A 24,006-nucleotide genomic window follows, 5' to 3' on the forward strand; every position below is an offset into this window, starting at 1 on the left:
ATGTCGATTTATCAGAGAGCCGTCAGGCTCCACACAGGAGAAACCCGATGAGTAAATTCCTGGACCGGTTTCGCTACTTCAAACAGAAGGGTGAAACCTTTGCCGATGGGCACGGCCAGCTTCTAAAAACCAACCGGGACTGGGAGGATGGATACCGCCAGCGTTGGCAGCACGACAAAGTTGTGCGCTCCACTCACGGTGTAAACTGCACCGGCTCATGCAGCTGGAAAATTTATGTTAAGAATGGTCTCGTCACCTGGGAAACCCAGCAGACGGACTACCCGCGTACGCGCCCGGATATGCCCAATCACGAACCGCGCGGCTGCCCGCGCGGCGCCAGCTACTCCTGGTACCTGTACAGCGCTAACCGCCTCAAGTATCCGCTGATGCGTAAACGCCTGATGAAAATGTGGCGTGAAGCGAAAGTCCAGCATCGCGATCCGGTTGCCGCATGGGCCTCCATTATTGAAGATGCCGATAAAGCCAAAAGCTTTAAGCAGGCGCGTGGCCGCGGCGGCTTCGTGCGTTCTTCCTGGCAGGAAGTCAATGAGCTGATTGCGGCATCCAACGTCTATACCGTGAAAACCTATGGCCCGGACCGCGTTGCCGGCTTCTCGCCGATCCCGGCGATGTCGATGGTGTCCTACGCTTCCGGCGCGCGCTACCTGTCGCTGATTGGCGGCACCTGCCTGAGCTTCTACGACTGGTATTGCGATCTGCCGCCGGCCTCGCCGATGACCTGGGGCGAGCAGACCGACGTGCCGGAATCGGCCGACTGGTATAACTCCAGCTACATCATCGCCTGGGGTTCCAACGTCCCGCAAACCCGTACGCCGGACGCCCACTTCTTTACCGAGGTGCGCTACAAAGGCACCAAAACCGTGGCCGTAACGCCGGATTACGCGGAAATCGCCAAGCTGTGCGATCTGTGGCTGGCGCCGAAGCAGGGGACCGACTCGGCGATGGCGCTGGCGATGGGCCACGTGATGCTGCGCGAGTTCCACCTCGACAAACCGAGCCACTATTTTACCGACTACGTACGCCGCTACACCGACATGCCGATGCTGGTTATGCTCGAAGAACGTGACGGCTATTATGCCGCCGGCCGCATGGTGCGCGCCGCCGATCTGGTGGATGCGCTGGGCCAGGAGCAGAATCCGGAATGGAAAACCGTCGCCTTTGATGAGCAGGGCGCAATGACCGTACCGAACGGGTCGATTGGTTTCCGCTGGGGCGATAAAGGTAAGTGGAACCTCGAGCAGCGCGACGGTAAAACCGGCGAAGATATCGAGCTGCGTCTGAGCCTGCTGGGCAGCCATGATGATATCGCCAACGTCGGCTTCCCATACTTTGGCGGCGACGGTAGCGAGCACTTCAATAAGGTCGAGCTGGAAAATGTTCTGCTGCACAAACTGCCGGTCAAACGCCTGCAGCTGGCCGACGGGTCTTCCGCCCTGGTGACCACCATTTACGATCTGACCATGGCTAACTACGGCCTGGATCGTGGCCTGGGTGATGAGAACTGCGCCGCCAGCTACGATGATGTGAAAGCCTACACGCCGGCCTGGGCGGAGCAGATTACCGGCGTTTCCCGCGCCCACATCATCCGTACCGCGCGTGAATTTGCCGATAACGCCGATAAGACCCACGGTCGTTCGATGATCATCGTCGGCGCCGGTCTGAACCACTGGTATCACATGGACATGAACTACCGCGGCCTGATCAACATGCTGATCTTCTGCGGCTGCGTGGGGCAGAGCGGCGGCGGCTGGGCGCACTATGTCGGCCAGGAAAAACTGCGTCCGCAGACCGGCTGGCAGCCGCTGGCGTTTGCCCTTGACTGGCAGCGCCCGGCGCGCCACATGAACAGCACCTCCTACTTCTATAACCACTCCAGCCAGTGGCGTTACGAGACCGTGACCGCGCAGGAGCTGCTGTCGCCGATGGCCGATAAATCGCGCTACAGCGGCCATATGCTGGACTTCAACGTCCGTGCTGAACGAATGGGCTGGCTGCCGTCTGCGCCGCAGCTGGGGACCAACCCGCTGCGGATTGCACAAGAGGCGAAGAAAGCGGGCATGAGCGTGGTGGATTACACCGTCAAAGCGCTGAAAGAAGGCGCGATTCGTTTTGCGGCCGAACAGCCGGAGAACGGCAAAAACCATCCGCGTAACCTGTTTATCTGGCGCTCCAACCTGCTGGGCTCTTCCGGTAAAGGTCACGAATACATGCTGAAGTACCTGTTGGGTACCGAGCACGGTATTCAGGGCAAAGATCTGGGCGAGCAGGGCGGCCTGAAGCCGGAAGAGGTGGAATGGCGCGATAATGGCCTGGAAGGCAAACTGGATCTGGTGGTGACCCTGGACTTCCGTCTGTCGAGCACCTGCCTCTATTCCGACATCGTGCTGCCGACCGCCACCTGGTATGAAAAAGACGACATGAATACCTCGGATATGCATCCGTTTATTCATCCGCTGTCTGCTGCCGTAGACCCGGCGTGGGATTCGAAAAGCGACTGGGAAATCTATAAAGACATCGCGAAGAAATTCTCCGAAGTCTGTGTCGGTCATTTGGGTAAAGAGACCGATGTCGTGACGCTGCCGATTCAGCACGACTCGGCGGCAGAGCTGGCGCAGCCGATGGGCGTTGTCGACTGGAAGAAAGGCGAATGCGACCTGATCCCAGGGAAAACCGCGCCGCACATCATTCCGGTTGAACGTGACTACCCGGCAACCTGGGAACGCTTTACCTCGATTGGCCCGCTGCTGGACACCATCGGCAACGGCGGTAAAGGCATCGCCTGGAATACCCAGAGCGAAATGGATCTGCTGCGTAAGCTCAACTACACCAAAGCGGACGGCCCGGCGAAAGGCCAGCCGATGCTGAATACGGCGATTGATGCCGCCGAGATGATCCTGACCCTGGCGCCGGAAACCAACGGTAAGGTGGCGGTGAAAGCCTGGGCGGCGTTGAGCGAGTTTACCGGCCGCGATCACACCCATCTGGCGAAAAACAAAGAAGAGGAAAAAATCCGCTTCCGCGATATTCAGGCTCAGCCGCGCAAAATCATCTCCAGCCCGACCTGGTCTGGCCTCGAAGATGAGCACGTCTCCTATAACGCCGGTTATACCAACGTACATGAGCTGATCCCGTGGCGCACCCTGTCCGGTCGCCAGTCGCTGTATCAGGATCACCAGTGGATGCGCGACTTCGGTGAAAGCCTGCTGGTTTACCGTCCGCCGATCGATACCCGTTCGGTGAAAGCGGTCATGGGCGAGAAGTCCAACGGCAACCCGGAGAAGGCGCTGAACTTCCTGACGCCGCACCAGAAATGGGGGATCCACTCGACCTACAGCGATAACCTGCTGATGCTGACGCTGTCGCGCGGCGGGCCGATTGTCTGGATGAGCGAAGCCGATGCTAACGATCTGGGGATTGAGGATAACGACTGGATCGAGGTCTTTAACAGCAACGGCGCCCTGACCGCGCGTGCCGTCGTCAGCCAGCGCGTTCCGGCCGGTATGACCATGATGTACCACGCCCAGGAACGTATCGTGAACCTGCCGGGATCGGAAATTACCGGCCAGCGCGGCGGGATCCATAACTCGGTCACCCGCATTACGCCGAAACCGACGCATATGATCGGCGGCTATGCGCAGCTGGCTTACGGCTTTAACTATTACGGCACCGTCGGCTCTAACCGTGATGAGTTCGTGGTGGTGCGGAAGATGAAGAACATTAACTGGTTAGACGGCGAAGGTAATGACCAGGTACAGGAGAGCGTAAAATGAAAATTCGTTCACAAGTCGGCATGGTGCTGAATCTCGATAAATGCATCGGCTGTCACACCTGCTCAGTCACCTGTAAAAACGTCTGGACCAGTCGTGAAGGGATGGAATACGCCTGGTTCAACAACGTTGAAAGTAAGCCCGGCGTGGGGTTCCCGAACGACTGGGAAAACCAGCAAAAATGGAAGGGCGGCTGGATCCGTAAAATCAACGGCAAGCTGCAGCCGCGCATGGGGAACCGGGCGATGCTGCTGGGTAAAATCTTCGCCAACCCGCATCTGCCGGGGATCGATGATTACTACGAGCCGTTTGACTACGACTACCAGAACCTGCACACCGCGCCGGAAAGCAAGCATCAGCCGATCGCCCGTCCGCGATCGCTGATCACCGGCCAGCGCATGAATAAGATCACCAGCGGTCCGAACTGGGAAGAGATTCTGGGCGGCGAGTTTGAAAAACGCGCCAAAGACCAGAACTTCGAAAACATGCAGAAAGCGATGTACGGCCAGTTCGAAAACACCTTCATGATGTATCTGCCGCGGCTGTGTGAACATTGCCTGAACCCGGCGTGTGTCGCCACCTGCCCAAGCGGGGCGATCTACAAGCGGGAAGAAGACGGGATCGTCCTGATTGACCAGGATAAGTGCCGCGGCTGGCGGATGTGTATTACCGGCTGTCCGTACAAAAAGATCTACTTCAACTGGAAGAGCGGCAAGTCCGAGAAGTGCATTTTCTGCTACCCGCGCATCGAGTCCGGGATGCCGACCGTCTGCTCTGAAACCTGCGTCGGTCGTATTCGTTACCTCGGCGTCCTGCTGTATGACGCGGATGCGATTGAACATGCGGCAAGTACCGAAAATGAGAAAGACCTGTACCAGCGTCAGCTGGATGTGTTCCTTGACCCGCATGATCCGAAAGTTATCGAGCAGGCGCTGAAAGACGGCGTTCCGCAGGGGGTTATCGAAGCCGCCCAGCAGTCGCCGGTTTACAAAATGGCGATGGACTGGAAGCTGGCGCTGCCGCTGCACCCGGAATACCGCACGCTGCCGATGGTCTGGTATGTGCCGCCGCTGTCACCGATTCAGTCGGCCGCGGATGCCGGGGAACTGGGGAGCAACGGGATCCTGCCGGACGTGGAAAGCCTGCGTATTCCGGTACAGTACCTGGCGAACCTGCTGACCGCAGGGGATACCCAGCCGGTACTGCTGGCGCTGAAACGTATGCTGGCGATGCGTCACTTTAAGCGTGCGGAAACCGTTGATGGCGTCGTGGATACCCGCGCGCTGGAGGAGGTCGGTCTGACCGAAGCCCAGGCGCAGGAGATGTACCGCTACCTGGCGATTGCCAACTACGAAGATCGTTTCGTGGTACCGAGCAGCCATCGCGAACAGGCCCGCGACGCCTTCCCGGAAAAAAGCGGTTGCGGCTTTACCTTTGGCGATGGGTGCCACGGGTCGGATAGCCAGTTCAACCTGTTCAACAGCCGTCGTATCGATGCTATCGACGTCACCAGCAAAACGGAGCCGCACCCATGATTGAACTCGTCATCGTGTCGCGCCTGCTTGAGTATCCTGATGCTGCCTTATGGCAGCATCAACAGGAGATGTTCGAGGCGCTGGCAACATCGGAAAGGCTGAGCAAAGAAGATGCCCAGAGCCTGGGCGTTTTCCTGCGCGATTTGACCGCTCTGGACATTCTCGACGCCCAGTCATCCTACAGCGAACTGTTCGATCGCGGACGCGCCACCTCGCTGCTGCTGTTTGAACACGTCCACGGTGAATCTCGCGATCGCGGCCAGGCGATGGTGGATCTGATGGCGCAATACCAGCGCCACGGTTTAGAACTCGACAGCCGCGAACTGCCGGACCATCTGCCGCTGTATCTGGAATATCTGGCGCAGCTGCCGGAGGGCGAAGCCATCGCCGGGCTGCAGGATGTGGCGCCGATCCTCGGTCTGCTCAGCGCGCGTTTGCAGCAGCGTGCCAGCCGCTATGCGGTGCTGTTTGAGCTGCTGCTGAAGCTGGCGAGGACGCAGGTCGACAGCCAGAAAGTGGCGGAAAAAATCGCCGACGAGGTCCGCGACGATACGCCGCAGGCGCTGGATGCGGTGTGGGAAGAAGAACAGGTGAAATTCTTTGCCGATAAGGGCTGCGGCGAGTCAGAAATCGCCGCTCACCAGCGTCGTTTTGCCGGAGCCGTTGCCCCGCAATATTTAGATATCTCTAACGGAGGACAGCAATAATGCACTTCCTGAATATGTTCTTCTTTGACATCTATCCGTACATTGCCGGGTCGGTGTTCCTGATTGGCAGCTGGCTGCGGTATGACTACGGCCAGTATACCTGGCGCGCGGCCTCCAGCCAGATGCTGGACCGCAAAGGGATGAACCTGGCGTCTAATCTGTTCCACATCGGGATTTTGGGTATTTTCGCCGGCCACTTCCTTGGGATGCTGACGCCGCACTGGATGTATGAATCGTTCCTGCCGATCGATGTTAAGCAGAAGATGGCGATGTTTGCCGGCGGCGCCTGCGGCGTGATGACGCTGGTGGGCGGTTTGCTGCTGCTGAAACGCCGTCTGTTCAGCCCGCGCGTTCGCGCAACGACCACCGGCGCGGATATCCTGATCCTCTCTCTGCTGATGGTGCAGTGTGCGCTGGGCCTGTTGACGATTCCGTTCTCTGCCCAGCATATGGACGGCAGTGAAATGATGAAACTTGTCGGCTGGGCGCAATCTGTGGTGACCTTCCACGGCGGGGCGTCGCAGCATCTGGATGGCGTGGCGTTTATCTTCCGCGTGCACCTGGTGCTGGGGATGACGCTGTTTCTGTTGTTCCCGTTCTCCCGCCTGGTCCACATCTGGAGCGCGCCGGTAGAATACCTGACGCGTAAATACCAGATTGCGCGCGCCCGCCGCTAATGGTGCCGCTTGCAGGCGATCAAACCCCGCTACGGCGGGGTTTTTTGTGACTTAACGAGAGCGTTTCCCCCCAGCCCAGGTTATTTCCCGCCGCCGCCAACAGGATCAACGCGCCGCCGGCGAACTGCACCGGCGCCAGCGCATGGTCAAAGAGCAGATAATCGACGACAATCGCCACTATCGGATAGATAAATGAGAGCGAGCCGGTCACGGGCGTGGGGAGTTTCTGAATCGCGCTATACAGCAGCTGGTACATGATACCGGTATGGACCACGCCGAGAATCAACAGATAGTGCCAGGGGAAGGCGGTAGAAAAATCCGGGACGTGCGCTAGCGGCAGCAGCATTATCGTCCCGACGACCACCTGAATAAAGGCAATATGCTGCGGTGGAAGAGGGTGCAGCTTCCGGGTGATTATCGCCGTCAACGCATAGAAAAAGGCGGCGCCGAGGGCTAAAACAATCCCCGCCAGCAGCTGAGCGCCGTGCGGCTGCGCCAGCTCGCTCGACAACAGAACCACCACGCCGATAAACGCTAACCCCAGCCACGCCCATTTGATTGGCTTGACCCGTTCGCCAGTTAATATGCCCATTAATACCAGCATAAACGGCTGCGTGTTGTAGACCACGGTAGCCATGCCGATGGAGATGCGCGCGTAGGCCGCAAACAGCAGCAGCCAGTTGATGACCAGGGCCATCCCGCCCAGTACCGCCAGCAGCAACGTCAGGCGGGTTAACGGGGGGAAAGGCCGCCGGCCGAGAGAGATAAAGCCGAATAAACTCAGGGCGCCAATCAGGCAGCGCCAGAATACCACATCGATAACCGGCAAACCGGAAAGTAAGACGAATACGCCAACCGAACCGGAAATGATCATCGCCAGGCTCATTTGCCAGACGCCTGTCAGCTTGTGTGTCATTTTTCCCCCTCCAGTGTTATGCCGATATTGTCGTTAATCAGATGACAGGTTTAAATGCATGATCTAAGGTAAAGTGGCTATATTGCTTTTATTTATAAGGTAAAGAGGATGGAATGCTTAATTGACAATATCGACCGCGCCATTCTGGCCTGTCTGACGGAAGACGCGCGGATTTCGCTCAAGGTGCTGAGCGCGCGGGTGGGATTGAGCTCTCCGGGTACCGCCGAGCGGGTGAAACGGCTGGAGGAACGTGGGGTCATTCAGGGATACGGCGCCCGGGTTAATCTGGCGGCGCTGGGCTATACCCTGCAGGCGCTGGTGCGCGTCAAACCCTTGCCGGGACTGCTGCAGAAGGTCGATAAATATATTCAGGCGCTGCCGGAATGCATTGAATGTGACAAGGTCACGGGGGAGGATTGCTTCGTGATGCGGCTGGTGGTGCGCGATATCGCCCAGCTCGATACGCTGCTGGATGGTCTGGCGGAACATGCCCAGTGTAATACCTCGGTGGTCAAAAGCTCGCCGGTAGCGCGGCGCCTGCCGCCGATGTAACTGCCCCGGATGGCGGCGTAAACGCCTTATCCGGGCTACCCCTGGTCGAAGCTTCTCATCCTTCCCTGTATGGGCAGAGTATAAGATGGCGGAATTTTTGAGGAATAATAGGTAATCAAAAAAGGATGGTGGTGGGGGAAGGATTATTCGGAGCTGAAGCTCCTCACCCTTCGGGCCGTTGCCTGCGGCAACGTTCTCTCGCTGTTGCTCGAGCCGAACCCGGTCGAAGCTTCTCATCCTTCCCCGTATGGGCAGAATATAAGATGGCGGAATTTTTGGGGAGTAACGGGTAATCAAAAAAGGATGGTGGTGGGGGAAGGATTATTCGGAGCTAAAGCTCCTCACCCTTCGGGCCGTTGCCTGCGGCAACGTTCTCTCGCTGTCGCTCGAGCCGAACCCTGGTCGAAGCTTCTCATCCTTCCCCGTATGGGCAGAGTATAAGATGGCGGAATTTTTGGGGAGTAACGGGTAATCAAAAAAGGATGGTGGTGGGGGAAGGATTCGAACCTTCGAAGTCGATGACGGCAGATTTACAGTCTGCTCCCTTTGGCCGCTCGGGAACCCCACCAGGGGTAGAATCAAATTGTAGGTCATTCAGTAAAATGAATGGTGGTGGGGGAAGGATTATTCGTCGCTTCGCTCCTCACCCTTCGGGACGTTGCCGGTGGCAACGTTCTCTCGCTGTCGCTCGAGTCGAACCTTAAGCGAAGGTTCTTACCCTTCCCGATATGTGCAAATATCATTAACACTCATCGGGGTAACCACCGTGCAGTGGTAAATAATGGTGGTGGGGGAAGGATTCGAACCTTCGAAGTCGATGACGGCAGATTTACAGTCTGCTCCCTTTGGCCGCTCGGGAACCCCACCACGGGGCAATGCTTCGTACTGGCCTGCTTCCTTCTGGGGAAGCGGGGCGCATCATATCAAATGACGCGCCCCTGTAAAGCATTCAGTTGATAAAAATAAACTGGTTGCCTGAATTTTACGCGTAAAGGCGTAAACCTAACCAGTTCATTTCTCTATCGATTAAAGAATAATCGTCCGGTTGCCGTAGACGAATACCCGCTGGGCGAGGACCTGATACAGCGCGCGGCTCAGTACATTTTTCTCAACGTCACGACCCGCCCGCATCATATCTTCCGCGGTGTAGGTGTGATCGACATGAATCACATCCTGCATAATGATCGGACCTTCATCCAGGTTATCGTTAACGTAGTGGGCGGTCGCACCGATAATCTTTACGCCGCGTTCGTAGGCCTGATGATAAGGGCGGGCGCCAATAAAGGCCGGCAGGAATGAGTGGTGAATATTGATGATTTGATTCGGGAAGCGGGAAACAAACTCCGGCGTCAGCACGCGCATGTACTTCGCCAGTACCACATAATCCGGCGTATAGGATTCAATCGCATCGGCCATCTGTTTATCGTGCTCTTCGCGCGTTAACCCTTCGTGACTGACCAGCTGGAACGGAATATCAAAACGCTCAACCAGCGAACGCAGCGTTTCATGGTTGCCGATGACGGCAGCAATCTCGACATCCAGGCCGCCGTAGTTGGCTTTCATCAGCAGATCGCCAAGGCAGTGCGCTTCTTTCGTCACCAGAATAACCACCCGACGGCGACCGGCTGGCGTCAGTTCGCGAATGGAACCCTCGGGGAGGGCGCTATCAAGGTCGGCCAGCAGGATGGCGTCATTGAAAATACCTTCGAGCTCGGTACGCATAAAGAAGCGGCCGGTTCGATGGTCGACGAACTCGTTGTTTTGCACAATATTCAGTTCGTGCTTGTAACAAATATTGGTGATACGCGCGATGAGTCCTTTTTGGTCAGGGCAAATGGTGCGTAGTACTTTACGTTGTAATGAATGCATCGCGAGGAAAATCCTGTAGTGTTTGCAGTTGCTGGCGCCGTTTTATTGGCCGCAGCATTTTTTAAATTTTTTACCTGAGCCGCAAGGGCAGGGGTCGTTACGACCGATTGTCGGTCGCGTGCCGTCGATATAGTACCACCGTCCGTTTTCTTTTAAGAATCTGGAACGTTCAATAATCACGCCGGGGCGGTTATCGTCGCTAAATCGCGCGACGAAACCGACAAAGCCCTCGTCTGGATGGCTGCCCGTATCGGCGGCAAATACGGTTAAGCCTTGCCATTGCGTTTTCACGAAACCCTTTTCCAGATCGGCACGAAACTGCTGCGCCTGGCAAGAGGGGTGCCAGGTTTTGATCAGGTAATCGGCGTCTTTCATGACAAACGCGCTGTAGCGGGAGCGCATCAGGTGTGACGGATCCGGCGCAAGCAGCGAGCCGTTCAGATATCGCTGGCAACATGAGCTATACTCCAGAGCGCTGCCACAGGGGCATAATGGCGACAAGTTGGCCTCCATGGAAAATGTATCACGGCGCCTTGGCGCCAAAGTGTTTTATGTTAACTGAGCTGTGGCAATGATGCTATGTTCGCAGTGGAAGGAAGTATATCGGTAATAATGAGAAAGCTTAAGATTGGCCTGGCGTTAGGTGCGGGCGCCGCCCGCGGGTGGTCGCATATCGGTGCGATCAAAGCGCTACAACGCGCGGGGATTGAAGTTGATATCGTCGCCGGATGTTCTATTGGGGCGCTGGTTGGCGCCGCTTTTGCCTGTAATCGTCTTCCGGTTCTTGAGAAATGGGTCTCCTCTTTTAGTAACTGGGATGTACTGCGATTGATGGATCTCTCCTGGCGTCGCGGTGGTTTGCTGCGCGGTGAGCGCGTCTTCAATCAGTACCGGCAGGTATTACCCATCTCCGGGATTGAACACTGCGACCGGCGCTTTGCCGCGGTGGCAACCAATTTAAGTACCGGCCGGGAGCTGTGGTTTACCGAGGGCGATTTGCACCAGGCCGTACGCGCTTCCTGCAGTATGCCCGGACTGATGTCGCCGGTGATGCACAATGGCTACTGGTTGGTTGACGGCGCGGTGGTGAATCCCGTTCCGGTTTCTCTGGCGCGTGCGCTGGGCGCGGATATCGTCATCGCCGTAGACCTGCAGCATGACGCGCATCTGATGCAGCAGGATATGTGGTCCATTGAAAAGCCACAGCCCGAAGAGGACAAAGATTTCTCCTGGCATTCGCGAATTCGCGCGCGCCTGACCGGCATGACCTCCCGGCGTGCGGCGACGCCGACGGCGATGGAGATTATGTCGACCTCTATTCAGGTCCTGGAAAATCGCCTGAAACGCAATCGCATGGCGGGCGATCCCCCCGACATTCTGCTACAACCCTTTTGCCCACAGATCTCCACGCTTGATTTTCATCGGGCCGGTGAGGCCATTGCTGCCGGGCATCTGGCGGTTGAAAAGAAAATGGATGAACTATTACCTCTGGTGCGCACCGCGGTGTGACACCCTTTGTCTGAGACTTAAGTAAATTCTGACGGGCGATAGTGTGAATTGCATGCCACTATTTAATTATCGTCAGCCAGAGGAGAGACCATGACGCAGCCATTGGCGGGAAAACAGATTCTGATAGTTGAAGACGAAGCCGTTTTCCGCTCGCTCTTGCACTCCTGGCTCACTTCGCTGGGTGCGACAACCGTGCAGGCGGAGGACGGCGTTGAAGCTCTCCAGAAGATGGCCGAGTCAAAACCCGACCTGATGATCTGCGACATATCGATGCCGCGAATGAATGGCCTCCAGCTGGTGGAGTATCTGCGTAGCCAGGGCGAACAGCTGCCGATTCTGATGATTTCGGCGACGGAAAATATGGCGGACATCGCCAAAGCGCTGCGTCTTGGCGTTCAGGATGTGCTGTTAAAACCGGTAAAGGATTTTAATCGCCTGCGCGAAACGGTGTATGCCTGTTTGTACCCCAATATGTTCAATTCGCGGGTAGAAGAAGAAGAGCGGTTGTTTGAGGACTGGGATGCGCTGGTGAGCGACCCGAAGGCCGCGTCGAGACTGCTGCAGGAACTACAGCCCCCGGTACAGCAGGAAATATCGAAGTGCCGGATTCATTATCGCCAGCTGGTGTCAGCCGATAAGCCCGGCCTGGTGCTGGATATTGCGCCATTATCAGAAAACGATCTGGCCTTTTATTGTCTGGATGTCACACGCGCCGGTGATAATGGGGTGCTTGCCGCGTTATTGCTGCGGGCGCTGTTTAATGGTTTGTTGCAAGAACAGCTCGCCCATCAGGGGCAGCGTTTACCTGAAATGGGCAACCTGTTAAAACAGGTCAACCAATTACTGCGCCAGGCGAATTTACCCGGGCAATTTCCGTTGCTGGTGGGCTATTACCATAGCGGTTTGAAAAATTTGATATTGGTTTCTGCGGGCCTGAATGGCACCCTCAATACCGGGGAACATCAGGTGCAGATTAGCAATGGCGTTCCGTTAGGCACATTGGGTAATGCCTATCTCAATCAAATTAGTCAACGCTGCGCATCATGGCAGTGCCAAATTTGGGGGGGAGGCGGGCGTTTACGCCTGATGTTGTCTGCGGAATGAACAGTTGGGGGTTATTTTTACGCTGGTAGGATTACCAGCCTCTGTTTTGCAGTGGTACTATCGTTGAGATTTATAAGTAAAAGTCCTAATTCGCGGGCATCCAAACCTTTTCAGACCAGGTTTGCCTGAGTGGGCTGATATACTCGATGCGTTAATATTAACGGAAAGTTTAAAAAACGAACAGTCCAGGAGATTTCAATGGCTGCCCTTAATTCTAAAGTAAGAAAAGCTGTTATCCCGGTTGCGGGATTAGGCACCAGGATGCTACCCGCCACCAAGGCTATTCCGAAAGAAATGCTGCCACTGGTAGATAAGCCTTTAATTCAGTACGTTGTTAACGAATGTATTGCGGCCGGGATTACTGAAATTGTCCTGGTGACCCACTCTTCAAAAAACTCTATCGAAAACCATTTTGATACCAGTTTTGAACTGGAAGCGATGCTGGAAAAACGTGTTAAACGCCAGCTGCTGGAAGAAGTACAATCTATTTGCCCGCCGCATGTCACCATTATGCAGGTTCGTCAGGGGCTGGCGAAAGGTCTCGGCCACGCGGTTCTCTGCGCGCATCCGGTGGTGGGCGATGAGCCGGTTGCGGTTATTCTGCCAGACGTTATTCTGGATGAATTCGAATCCGATCTTTCCCGCGATAACCTGGCGGAAATGATCGCGCGCTTTGATGAAACGGGATCCAGCCAGATCATGGTTGAGCCTGTCGCTGACGTGACCGCGTATGGCGTGGTTGACTGCAAAGGCGAGTCACTGCAGCCGGGTGAAAGCGTGCCGATGGTTGGCGTGGTCGAGAAGCCGAAAGCGGATGTTGCGCCGTCTAATCTTGCCGTCGTTGGCCGCTATGTGCTGAGCGCGGATATTTGGCCGCTGCTGGCAAAAACGCCTCCGGGAGCCGGTGATGAAATCCAGCTGACCGACGCTATCGATATGCTGATCGAGAAGGAAACGGTTGAAGCCTATCATATGAAAGGCAAGAGCCATGACTGCGGTAATAAACTGGGTTATATGCAGGCTTTCGTGGAATATGGCATTCGTCATAAATCCCTCGGCCCGGATTTTAAAGCCTGGCTGGAAAAAGCGGTAGCGAAGTAATCGTTTTCAATAGCCATGATAGCCGGGGAGCGAGTATCGTTTCCCGGTTTTTTTATGCCTGAGTCGTAGATAAAAAAAATCCCGCCGCGGCGGGATTTTTTTCAAATACAGATCGATTAAAGCAGGAAATCGTCGAGGGTTTTACCCTGCTCGTCCATTGCTTTTTTGATCACTGCCGGAGTGCGGCCTTGACCCGTCCAGGTTTTGGTTTCGCCGTTTTCATCAACGTAGCTGTATTTAGCCGGACGCGCAGCGCGTTTAGCTTTGGTACCCGCTTTTACTGCCGCCATTGTGCTCAGCAGTTCATTTGGATCGATGCCATCAGCAATCAGCATTTCACGGTATTGTTGCAGTTTACGGGTACGCTCTTCAATTTCAGCAGCCGCAGCGCTTTCTTCTTCGCGACGTTCGTTAACGACAACTTCTAATTTTTCCAGCATTTCTTCTAGCGTTTCAAGGGTGCATTCTCTTGCCTGCGCACGAAGAGTACGGATGTTGTTCAAAATTTTAAGTGCTTCGCTCATTGTAGTAATCTCAAACTTATATTGTGGGGTGGTTTGTTGAACTAATAATAGAGCGATATAATCAGATGTGCAATAGGGTAGAATGTAAGGAATTCAAAATTACTTGTTATTTGTCGCGGCAATTAATTAATTTAAGTTAAATTTTTCGTGCGACCTCACATCTTTTTCGCTTATAGATGAGTGGCAACCTTAAGCTAAAACCCTGAGATAGTATGCTTTTCTATGCGGGGCGGGAGTAAAATTATACTTTGCAGGGATAAATATCCCCCTTCAGTATTAGCGTATTATACCCGTCATACTTCAGGTTACCACTGCGTTGACTACCTTCGTTCACCCGAATCACTGACCAGAGTAAACTCATCGACGCTCGCGCACTTGTCGGCTTACGGCAACTCGAATTATTTAGGGTAGCGTTACGATGATGTTTAATATAACGCACGGAGCCACAACCGTTATAGCCGCCGGAAAAATGCCATGATTCGCACAAAAGGACAATCAGCGCCGGTGGCGAGGATATGTCAGCTGGACAAATTGCAGCCACCGCCATTCAATAAAGAACCTTAATCTATCGCCCCACCGGTGGGCTAACATTCAGCGCGATCTCCCCTTTGAAAGCGCGGATAACAACAGAAAATATGCTACAATTTTGCCGCGATAAAACACATTGATTGGGGTTATGCAGCCGATGGCTCAACTTTATTTCTACTATTCTGCAATGAACGCAGGCAAGTCGACCGCCTTGTTGCAGTCTTCGTACAATTATCAAGAGCGCGGCATGCGTGCCTTGGTTTATACCGCTGAAATTGACGATCGCTTTGGCTCCGGCAAGGTCAGTTCACGAATCGGCCTCTCATCGCCGGCGAGACTGTTTAACCCTCAAACAGCACTGTTTACCGATATTGCGGCTGAGCATGCGCAGCAGCCTGTGCATTGCGTTCTGGTGGATGAAAGCCAGTTTCTGACTCGTGAGCAGGTGCACGAATTGTCAGAGGTTGTCGACCAGCTGGATATTCCGGTGTTGTGTTACGGTCTGCGAACGGATTTCCGCGGGGAATTGTTTAGCGGCAGCCAGTATTTATTGGCGTGGTCCGATAAGCTGGTTGAATTAAAAACCATCTGCTTCTGCGGCCGTAAAGCCAGTATGGTTTTGCGTCTCGATCAGGAAGGTCGGCCTTACAATGAAGGCGAACAGGTGGTGATTGGCGGTAATGAGCGCTATGTGTCCGTCTGTCGTAAGCATTATAAAGAAGCGCTAAGTGAAGGCTCTTTAACGCGCGTGCAGAGTAAGCACCGCCTGGGCTGAATTCTTCCCGTTCAGCGGCTCTCAGGCGCATTCACGGCGCCTGTTGAGGCCCGGGTAGCACTCCCCACACTTCCTCAATCGACACACCTCTCTGTGGCGTTTATGCCGCGCTCTTGCTGCCGGTGCCGCATAAGGCTCTTTCCACGGTGAATCGGCTCATCGCCATCGCGGATGAATGGTATGGGGTGTTTAAAGCGTCGCCCGTTTTTCTCCGGGATAACGCTGGAAACAAATTCACGTCAGCAGACGATGAATAAAAAAAGCCCCATCCGGAGATGAGGCTTTTATGGTGGTTACCTGGGTCGATTAAGCGGATTTTTTCGCTTTTTTATCGGCTTTCGGTGCTGCTATCGTTTCTTTTTTCGCGGCAGCTTCGCCTTCGCTGAACTCGTTACCGTAGAAGGTATCCAGCAGAATCTGTTTCAGCTCGGAGATCAGCGGGTAGCGCGGGTTAGCGCCGGTGCACTGGTCATCGAATGCATCTTCAGACAGCTTGTCAACGTGGGCCAGGAAGTCAGCTTCCTGTACGCCAGCTTCACGGATAGATTTAGGAATACCCAGTTCAGCTTTCAGGCTTTCCAGCCATGCCAGCAGTTTTTCAATTTTCGCTGCGGTACGGTCGCCCGGCGCGCTCAGCCCCAGGTGGTCGGCAATCTCAGCGTAACGACGGCGAGCCTGCGGACGGTCATACTGGCTGAATGCAGTCTGTTTCGTCGGGTTATCGTTCGCGTTGTAACGAATAACGTTACAAATCAGCAGGGCGTTGGCCAGACCATGCGGAATGTGGAACTGAGAACCCAGCTTGTGCGCCATGGAGTGACATACCCCGAGGAAGGCGTTAGCAAACGCGATACCGGCAATAGTCGCTGCACTGTGCACGCGTTCACGTGCTACCGGGTTCTTCGAACCTTCGTGGTAGGACGCTGGCAGGTACTCTTTCAGCAGTTTCAGTGCCTGCAGGGCCTGCCCATCGGAGAACTCAGATGCCAGTACCGAAACATAGGCTTCCAGGGCGTGAGTAACCGCATCAAGACCACCGAAAGCACACAGGGACTTCGGCATATCCATGACGAGGTTCGCATCGACAATTGCGACATCCGGAGTCAGCGCGTAGTCTGCCAGCGGATATTTCTGCCCAGTCGCGTCGTCGGTGACGACCGCGAACGGAGTCACTTCAGAACCGGTACCGGAAGTGGTGGTGACGGCGATCATTTTCGCTTTCACGCCCATTTTCGGGAACTTGTAGATACGTTTACGGATGTCCATAAAGCGCAGCGCCAGGTCCTCGAAGTGGGTTTCCGGATGTTCGTACATCACCCACATGATTTTCGCAGCATCCATCGGGGAACCACCGCCCAGGGCGATGATAACGTCCGGCTTGAAGGAGTTCGCCAGGTCTGCGCCTTTACGCACAACGGTCAGCGTCGGGTCCGCTTCAACTTCAAAGAAGACTTCGGTTTCAACACCGGATGCTTTCAGCACCGAGGTGATCTGGTCAGCGTAACCGTTGTTGAACAGGAAGCGGTCAGTCACAATCAGCGCACGTTTGTGACCATCAGTAATCACTTCATCCAGTGCGATTGGCAGTGAGCCACGACGGAAGTAGATAGATTTCGGAAGTTTGTGCCACAACATGTTTTCAGCTCGCTTAGCAACGGTTTTCTTGTTGATCAGGTGTTTTGGACCAACGTTTTCAGAGATGGAGTTACCACCCCAGGAACCACAACCCAGAGTCAGGGAAGGCGCGAGTTTAAAGTTGTACAGGTCACCGATACCACCCTGAGAAGCCGGGGTGTTAATCAGGATACGTGCGGTTTTCATCATCTGGCCGAAGTACGCGACGCGAGCCGGCTGGTTGTCCTGGTCGGTGTACAGGCAAGAGGTATGGCCGATCCCGCCCATCGCCACCAGTTTTTCCGCTTTATCCACTGCGTCTTCGAAGTTCTTCGCACGGTACATCGCCAGGGTCGGAGACAGTTTTTCGTGAGCAAACGGCTCGCTTTCGTCAACGTCGGTGACTTCGCCAATCAGGATCTTGGTGGTAGCCGGGACGGTGAAGCCTGCCAGTTCAGCAATTTTGTATGCCGGCTGACCCACGATCGCGGCGTTCAGCGCGCCGTTCTTCAGAATGATGTCCTGAACCGCTTTCAGCTCTTTACCCTGCAGCAGGTAGCCGCCGTGGCTGGCGAAACGCTCGCGAACCGCGTCATAAACCGAGTCAACAACGACCACGGACTGCTCGGAAGCACAGATAACGCCGTTATCGAAGGTTTTAGACATCAGCACGGAAGCGACCGCTCGTTTAACGTCCGCGGTTTCGTCGATCACCACCGGAGTATTACCTGCGCCAACGCCGATGGCCGGTTTACCGGAGCTATAGGCCGCTTTAACCATGCCTGGACCACCGGTCGCAAGGATCAGGTTAATATCCGGGTGATGCATCAGCGCGTTGGACAGCTCAACGGACGGTTGGTCGATCCAGCCGATCAGATCTTTCGGCGCACCGGCAGCGATCGCCGCCTGCAGAACGATATCAGCCGCTTTATTCGTTGCATCTTTCGCACGCGGGTGTGGGGAGAAGATGATCGCGTTGCGGGTCTTCAGGCTGATCAGTGATTTAAAGATTGCTGTAGAAGTCGGGTTGGTTGTCGGTACGATACCGCAAATAATACCGATAGGTTCAGCGATGGTAATGGTACCGAAAGTGTCGTCTTCAGAGAGAACACCGCAGGTTTTTTCATCTTTATAAGCGTTGTAAATGTATTCGGAAGCGAAGTGGTTTTTGATCACTTTGTCTTCGACAATGCCCATGCCAGATTCGGCAACGGCCATTTTTGCGAGAGGGATTCGAGCATCTGCGGCGGCCAAAGCGGCGGCACGGAAGATCTTATCAACTTGTTCTTGAGTGAAACTGGCATATTCACGCTGGGCTTTTTTTACGCGCTCTACAAGTGCGTTAAGTTCAGCGACATTAGTAACAGCCATAATGCTCTCCTGATAATGTTAAACTTTTTTAGTAAATCAGTAGCTCGATTTGTCAGTATAGACAGGGTGTTAACAGCTTGCATCTTAATGTTAACGTATCGATTTTGGCCCCGCTGACTTCATTGATTTACTAACTAAGCTTGAGATCTGTAATTCTCAGGTACCGCTGTATTGCACTCTCTTGGTGTGAACAAGATTACTCACTTCTGAGTACGATTTACTGATTTAGATCAAGTTTGCGTGAAGCTGACACCTTTCAGCAGTCTATTTTTTAACCGATCAAATCAAGTGTGGCGATAGATATGCAAAATAAGTGAATAGGTAGCGATCGTTAAGCAACGCTATAACATGCGATTTTGTCACAGCGATATGCATATTTGAGATGAATTATGCTATTAAAAAGCGTATCTTCTGCGCGAATATTTTATGCTATTAACTGTCAACAGCCATTTTTAATGATGCTGCGGAGCGCACTGTGACTCAACCGTTGTTTGATTTTTCAGCTTATTTCAAGTTTTTCATTGGGTTATTTGCGCTGGTTAACCCGGTGGGCATCATACCCGTCTTCATTAGTATGACCAGCTACCAGACGGCAGCGATCCGCAATAAGACTAACCTGACTGCCAATCTCTCGGTGGCGATCATTCTGCTGACTTCCCTCTTTCTGGGTGATGCGATTTTGCAAATCTTCGGCATTTCTATTGATTCATTCCGCATTGCCGGCGGGATCCTGGTGGTTACCATCGCGATGTCGATGATTAGCGGCAAGCTGGGGGAAGATAAGCAAAATAAGCAGGAGAAATCAGAAACGGCGATTCGTGAAAGTATTGGCGTGGTTCCCCTGGCGCTGCCTTTAATGGCGGGGCCGGGAGCGATCAGTTCAACTATCGTCTGGGGGACGCGTTACCACACGGTCGCGAATCTTTTGGGCTTCTCAGTGGCGATCGCTCTTTTTGCCTTGTGCTGCTGGGGGATTTTCCGCATCGCGCCATGGCTGGTCCGTCTGCTGGGGCAAACGGGAATCAACGTCATTACGCGTATTATGGGGCTTCTGCTGATGGCGCTGGGGATTGAGTTTATCGTCACCGGAATAAAAGCGCTGTTTCCTGGTCTGCTGGCTTAAACCAATGAATACGATGCGGAGCTTAGCGCTCCGCGTTTGCTTCATTATTAGCAAAAGATATTAACAAAGGTGATATAGCCGCGAAAGATAACTTTTGGTAATGGTTTTAAAAAACATTATTAATCAATTCTTTATGTCGTTTTCCTGCTTTCTGCTGTCTGCGCCTCACATCCCAGCCATTGTTATTTTCTTCACATCATTCTCTGGCGCTTGCCGTTGGATAATTGAAATGATATTAGTAATTTCACTATCGGTGTAGATGAATGTGCTAAAAAATAACCTATTGTTAAATTTTCGTACAAAAAAGCATCTTAATGCCATATCGCGGGATGTAGAACGACAGGGTAATCGTATCTGCATGAAAAATATCGATTTTAAAGATTTTTCCGCGTCAGAAGTGGACAAAATCCCGGCGCGGAAAGCGCCATAAAAGAGAATCCGGTAACATATTTGCAAATTGCATTGGCGGAGGCGAAAGCCTTTTGGTACTTTCCGGCGTGTTCGATAACCGAATAATACGCGTAAATGAGAATTATTATTAAATAACTCGTTGCGAATAAAAAACCCCGACCGCGGGGAGAAAGAATCGACGTCAAGGTTGCCGTTTGAGCAGCCGTAATAAATAAGTCGGTGATAGCAAGCACTAAAGTCTGACAGCAGCATAAACTCCTGCACTGTACAGAATCCCGCAAGGGGAAAAAACAGGCTGGTTATATAGCCAGTAATTATAATGAATGGAGTAACAACGCAATGACCATCATCACAAGAAAAAGCCTTATTGCAGCAGGTGTTCTCGCTGCATTTATTGCAGGAAACGCAGCGGCGGCAGATGTGCCAGCAGGTGTCTCGTTAGCAGCAAAGCAGACCATTGTGCGTAACAGCGGCGCAGAGCCGCAGTCGCTGGACCCCGATAAAATCGAAGGGGTGCCGGAATCCAATATTAGCCGCGACCTGTTTGAAGGTCTGCTGGTAACGTCGCCAGTCGATGGACATCCGGTTCCGGGCGTCGCTGAGAGCTGGGACAATAAAGATTTTAAAGTGTGGACCTTCCATCTGCGTAAAGACGCGAAATGGTCCAACGGCGAGCCGGTAACGGCGCAGGATTTTGTTTATAGCTGGCAACGTCTGGTGGATCCGAAAACCGCCTCTCCGTATGCGAGCTATCCGCAGTATGGCCATATTGTCAACGTCGATGAGATTATCGACGGTAAAAAGGCACCGACCGAACTGGGCGTGAAGGCTATTGACGATCACACGCTGGAGGTCACCCTCAGCGAAGCCGTCCCTTATTTCTATAAGCTGCTGGTCAACTCATCCATGTCTCCGGTTTATAAACCTGCCATCGAGAAGTTTGGCGAGAAGTGGACTCAGCCTGCCAATATTGTATCCAACGGCGCTTATAAACTGAAAGATTGGGTCGTTAACGAACGTATCGTTATGGAACGTAATACTCACTACTGGAACAACAGCAAAACGGTTATTGATGAAGTGACCTGGCTGCCGACCTCTTCCGAAGTGACCTACGTTAACCGCTACCGCAGTGGCGAACTGGATATGACTTATAACCAGCTGCCTATTGAGCTGTTCCAGAAGCTGAAAAAAGAAATTCCAAATGAACTGCACGTGGATCCGTATCTGTGCACCTACTATTACGAGATTAATAACCAGAAAGCGCCATTTACCGATCCGCGCGTGCGTACCGCGCTCAAGATGGGACTCGACCGCGATATTATTGCGAATAAAGTAAAAGGTCAGGGGGATATTCCGGCCTATGGCTATACGCCGCCGTATACCGACAGCGCGAAGCTGACCGTTCCTGAGTGGTTTAAATGGTCGCAGGAAAAACGCAACGAAGAGGCGAAAAAGCTGCTGGCTGAAGCTGGCTACACGGCTGACAAACCGTTGTCCTTCAACCTGCTGTACAACACGTCCGATCTGCACAAAAAGCTGGCGATCGCCGCCGCCTCCATCTGGAAGAAAAATCTTGGTGTAGACGTCAAGCTGGAAAACCAGGAATGGAAAACCTTCCTCGACACGCGTCATCAGGGGACCTATGACGTGGCGCGCGCGGGCTGGTGTGCAGACTATAACGAACCAACCTCCTTCCTGAATACCATGCTGTCCGACAGCTCGATGAACACCGCGCACTATAAGAGCCCGGCGTTCGATAAGATCATGACAGAAAGCACTAAGGCAACGGACGAGGCTCAGCGTACGGCCCTGTATGATAAAGCCGAGCAGCAGTTGGATAAAGATTCAGCCATCGTTCCAGTTTATTACTACGTGAACGCCCGTCTGGTGAAACCGTGGGTTGGCGGCTACACCGGTAAAGATCCGATGGATAACGTCTATACCAAAGATCTTTATATTATTAAGCATTAATGGCAACAGGTGGGGCAGTCAGTGACTGCCCCACAGTGTCTTATTTGAGAGCAGTGCAAAGGCACACGCCAGAAGGTACGGGCAATGTTAAAATTTATTCTACGTCGTTGTCTGGAAGCGATTCCGACGCTATTTATTCTTATTACGATTTCCTTCTTTATGATGCGCCTGGCTCCGGGAAGTCCGTTTACCGGAGAGCGGCAGCTCCCGCCGGAAGTGATGGCGAACATCGAAGCGAAATATCATCTGAACGATCCTATTTCCACGCAATATTTCAGCTATCTGAAACAGCTTGCGCATGGTGATTTTGGACCGTCGTTTAAATACAAAGATTATTCCGTTAATGATCTGGTGGCGGGGAGCTTTCCCGTTTCGGCAAAATTAGGCGCCGCGGCATTTTTTCTGGCGGTGATTTTCGGCGTTACTGCCGGGGTAATTGCGGCGCTGAAGCAAAACACGAAATGGGATTATGCGGTGATGGGGGTGGCGATGACCGGGGTGGTGATACCCAGCTTTGTCGTCGCACCGCTGCTGGTGCTGATATTCGCCATCACCCTGCACTGGTTACCCGGTGGCGGCTGGAACGGCGGGGCGCTGAAATTTATGATTCTGCCGATGGTGGCGCTGTCGCTCGCCTATATCGCCAGCATCGCGCGTATTACCCGCGGCTCGATGATTGAAGTCCTGCATTCCAACTTTATCCGCACCGCGCGGGCAAAAGGGTTGCCGATGCGGCGCATTATTTTCCGTCATGCGCTGAAACCGGCGCTGCTGCCCGTCCTGTCTTATATGGGCCCGGCATTTGTGGGGATCATCACCGGCTCAATGGTCATCGAAACCATCTACGGTCTTCCAGGTATCGGTCAGCTGTTCGTCAATGGCGCGCTTAACCGCGACTATTCACTGGTGCTGAGTCTGACTATCCTGGTCGGCGCGCTGACTATTCTGTTTAACGCGATCGTCGACGTGCTGTATGCCGTTATCGATCCGAAGATTCGCTATTGAAGCTGGGGTTCGCCATGATGTTAAGTAAGAAAAACAACGAGGCGCTGGAGAACTTCAGTGAAAAACTGGAAGTTGAAGGACGTAGCCTGTGGCAGGATGCCCGCCGTCGCTTTATGCATAACCGCGCCGCCGTTGCCAGCCTGATTGTGCTGGTGATTATCGCGCTGTTCGTGACCATTGCGCCCATGGTGTCGCAGTTTTCCTATTTCGATACCGACTGGGGCATGATGTCCAGCGCGCCGGATATGGAGTCCGGTCACTACTTTGGTACCGACTCTTCCGGCCGCGACCTGCTGGTCCGTGTGGCTATCGGCGGACGTATCTCGCTGATGGTCGGCGTCGCCGCCGCGCTGGTGGCGGTGATTCTCGGTACGCTCTACGGTTCGCTCTCCGGCTATCTGGGCGGCAAAGTGGATTCGGTGATGATGCGTCTGCTGGAGATCCTCAACTCCTTCCCGTTCATGTTCTTCGTCATCCTCCTTGTCACCTTCTTTGGGCAGAATATCCTGCTGATTTTCGTCGCTATCGGGATGGTCTCCTGGCTCGATATGGCGCGTATTGTTCGTGGCCAGACGCTGAGCCTGAAGCGCAAAGAGTTTATTGAAGCGGCGCAGGTCGGTGGGGTGTCAACGTTCAGTATTGTGGTGCGCCATATCGTGCCTAACGTACTGGGTGTGGTGGTGGTCTACGCCTCGCTGCTGGTGCCGAGCATGATCCTGTTCGAATCCTTCTTAAGCTTCCTTGGCCTGGGGACTCAGGAACCGCTGAGCAGCTGGGGGGCGTTACTCAGCGATGGCGCGAACTCGATGGAAGTCTCGCCGTGGCTGCTGCTATTTCCCGCGGGGTTCCTGGTGGTGACGCTATTTTGTTTTAACTTTATCGGCGATGGCCTGCGTGATGCCCTCGACCCGAAAGATCGCTAAGGA

18 protein-coding genes, 2 tRNA genes and 3 other RNA genes are annotated in these 24,006 nt (G+C 53.8%); 13 read left to right on the forward strand and 10 right to left on the reverse strand.

Annotated features, from left to right (window positions below; translation table 11 throughout):
- Positions 1–47: 47 nt before the first annotated feature.
- From EDF73_RS23540 to narI, 4 genes are read left to right on the forward strand one after another with little or no spacing between them, the layout of a single operon-like run.
- Positions 48–3,791 carry a nitrate reductase subunit alpha gene (locus tag EDF73_RS23540; protein ID WP_132731430.1) on the forward strand — a complete coding sequence of 1,248 codons (3,744 nt, stop codon included), beginning with the start codon at positions 48–50 and terminating at the stop codon, positions 3,789–3,791.
- Complete coding sequence (gene narH, locus EDF73_RS23545; protein WP_132731431.1) at positions 3,788–5,323, forward strand: nitrate reductase subunit beta; 1,536 nt, start codon at positions 3,788–3,790, stop codon at positions 5,321–5,323. Before EDF73_RS23540 ends, narH begins: the two co-directional genes overlap by 4 nt.
- Positions 5,320–6,030, forward strand: a complete 711-nt coding sequence (gene narJ, locus EDF73_RS23550; RefSeq protein WP_132731432.1) for a nitrate reductase molybdenum cofactor assembly chaperone — start codon at positions 5,320–5,322, stop codon at positions 6,028–6,030. The genes narH and narJ overlap by 4 nt, the downstream gene beginning before the upstream one ends.
- Positions 6,030–6,707, forward strand: coding sequence for a respiratory nitrate reductase subunit gamma (gene narI / locus EDF73_RS23555; RefSeq protein WP_132731433.1), 678 nt, complete (start codon positions 6,030–6,032; stop codon positions 6,705–6,707). Before narJ ends, narI begins: the two co-directional genes overlap by 1 nt.
- A 19-nt stretch (positions 6,708–6,726) precedes the next feature.
- Here the strand turns inward: narI and EDF73_RS23560 are convergent, their stop codons facing one another.
- A complete protein-coding gene (locus EDF73_RS23560) occupies positions 6,727–7,623 on the reverse strand; it encodes a DMT family transporter (protein WP_132731434.1) in 897 nt (298 codons plus the stop codon).
- A gap of 108 nt (positions 7,624–7,731) precedes the next feature.
- Between EDF73_RS23560 and EDF73_RS23565 the strand changes: the two genes are divergently transcribed.
- A complete protein-coding gene (locus EDF73_RS23565; RefSeq protein WP_132731435.1) occupies positions 7,732–8,175 on the forward strand; it encodes an Lrp/AsnC family transcriptional regulator in 444 nt (147 codons plus the stop codon).
- 126 nt (positions 8,176–8,301) lie between these two features.
- Here the strand turns inward: EDF73_RS23565 and EDF73_RS23570 are convergent.
- From EDF73_RS23570 to EDF73_RS23600, 7 genes are all read right to left on the reverse strand, one after another.
- Positions 8,302–8,433, reverse strand: a non-coding RNA gene (locus EDF73_RS23570) — RtT sRNA.
- 46 nt (positions 8,434–8,479) lie between these two features.
- Positions 8,480–8,612, reverse strand: a non-coding RNA gene (locus EDF73_RS23575) — RtT sRNA.
- Between the two features lie 46 nt (positions 8,613–8,658).
- Positions 8,659–8,743, reverse strand: a tRNA-Tyr gene (locus EDF73_RS23580).
- Positions 8,744–8,782: 39 nt separating this feature from the next.
- Positions 8,783–8,914, reverse strand: a non-coding RNA gene (locus EDF73_RS23585) — RtT sRNA.
- Positions 8,915–8,957: 43 nt separating this feature from the next.
- Positions 8,958–9,042 (reverse strand) — tRNA-Tyr (locus tag EDF73_RS23590).
- Between the two features lie 159 nt (positions 9,043–9,201).
- A complete protein-coding gene (purU, locus tag EDF73_RS23595; RefSeq protein WP_132731436.1) occupies positions 9,202–10,044 on the reverse strand; it encodes a formyltetrahydrofolate deformylase in 843 nt (280 codons plus the stop codon).
- A gap of 42 nt (positions 10,045–10,086) precedes the next feature.
- Complete coding sequence (locus EDF73_RS23600) at positions 10,087–10,545, reverse strand: YchJ family protein (RefSeq protein ID WP_132731437.1); 459 nt, start codon at positions 10,543–10,545, stop codon at positions 10,087–10,089.
- Between the two features lie 111 nt (positions 10,546–10,656).
- Here EDF73_RS23600 and rssA point away from each other — a divergent pair, with 111 nt between their 5' ends.
- From rssA to galU, 3 genes are all read left to right on the forward strand, one after another.
- Positions 10,657–11,553, forward strand: coding sequence for a patatin-like phospholipase RssA (rssA, locus tag EDF73_RS23605; RefSeq protein WP_132731438.1), 897 nt, complete (start codon positions 10,657–10,659; stop codon positions 11,551–11,553).
- 90 nt (positions 11,554–11,643) lie between these two features.
- A complete protein-coding gene (gene rssB / locus EDF73_RS23610; RefSeq protein WP_132731439.1) occupies positions 11,644–12,657 on the forward strand; it encodes a two-component system response regulator RssB in 1,014 nt (337 codons plus the stop codon).
- 198 nt (positions 12,658–12,855) lie between these two features.
- On the forward strand, positions 12,856–13,758 hold the full coding sequence (galU, locus tag EDF73_RS23615; protein WP_132731440.1) for a UTP--glucose-1-phosphate uridylyltransferase GalU: 903 nt from the start codon (positions 12,856–12,858) through the stop codon (positions 13,756–13,758).
- Positions 13,759–13,874: 116 nt separating this feature from the next.
- Here the strand turns inward: galU and hns are convergent, their stop codons facing one another.
- A complete protein-coding gene (gene hns / locus EDF73_RS23620) occupies positions 13,875–14,282 on the reverse strand; it encodes a histone-like nucleoid-structuring protein H-NS (RefSeq protein WP_004863421.1) in 408 nt (135 codons plus the stop codon).
- Between the two features lie 685 nt (positions 14,283–14,967).
- Here hns and tdk point away from each other — a divergent pair.
- Complete coding sequence (gene tdk / locus EDF73_RS23625) at positions 14,968–15,585, forward strand: thymidine kinase (RefSeq protein WP_132731495.1); 618 nt, start codon at positions 14,968–14,970, stop codon at positions 15,583–15,585.
- Between the two features lie 306 nt (positions 15,586–15,891).
- Here the strand turns inward: tdk and adhE are convergent, their stop codons facing one another.
- A complete protein-coding gene (adhE, locus tag EDF73_RS23630) occupies positions 15,892–18,570 on the reverse strand; it encodes a bifunctional acetaldehyde-CoA/alcohol dehydrogenase (RefSeq protein WP_132731441.1) in 2,679 nt (892 codons plus the stop codon).
- A 475-nt stretch (positions 18,571–19,045) separates the two neighbouring features.
- Between adhE and EDF73_RS23635 the strand changes: the two genes are divergently transcribed.
- The 4 genes from EDF73_RS23635 (at position 19,046) to oppC (ending at position 24,003) form a co-directional block, all read left to right on the forward strand.
- Positions 19,046–19,693 carry a YchE family NAAT transporter gene (locus EDF73_RS23635; RefSeq protein WP_132731442.1) on the forward strand — a complete coding sequence of 216 codons (648 nt, stop codon included), beginning with the start codon at positions 19,046–19,048 and terminating at the stop codon, positions 19,691–19,693.
- Between the two features lie 750 nt (positions 19,694–20,443).
- Positions 20,444–22,075, forward strand: coding sequence for an oligopeptide ABC transporter substrate-binding protein OppA (gene oppA / locus EDF73_RS23640; protein WP_132731443.1), 1,632 nt, complete (start codon positions 20,444–20,446; stop codon positions 22,073–22,075).
- Between the two features lie 84 nt (positions 22,076–22,159).
- On the forward strand, positions 22,160–23,080 hold the full coding sequence (oppB, locus tag EDF73_RS23645; RefSeq protein WP_132731444.1) for an oligopeptide ABC transporter permease OppB: 921 nt from the start codon (positions 22,160–22,162) through the stop codon (positions 23,078–23,080).
- A 14-nt stretch (positions 23,081–23,094) separates the two neighbouring features.
- A complete protein-coding gene (gene oppC, locus EDF73_RS23650) occupies positions 23,095–24,003 on the forward strand; it encodes an oligopeptide ABC transporter permease OppC (protein WP_132731445.1) in 909 nt (302 codons plus the stop codon).
- Positions 24,004–24,006: the final 3 nt, after the last annotated feature.

The organism is Klebsiella sp. BIGb0138 (genome assembly GCF_004342285.1).
In the GTDB taxonomy this organism is placed as follows: Bacteria; Pseudomonadota; Gammaproteobacteria; order Enterobacterales; family Enterobacteriaceae; genus Klebsiella.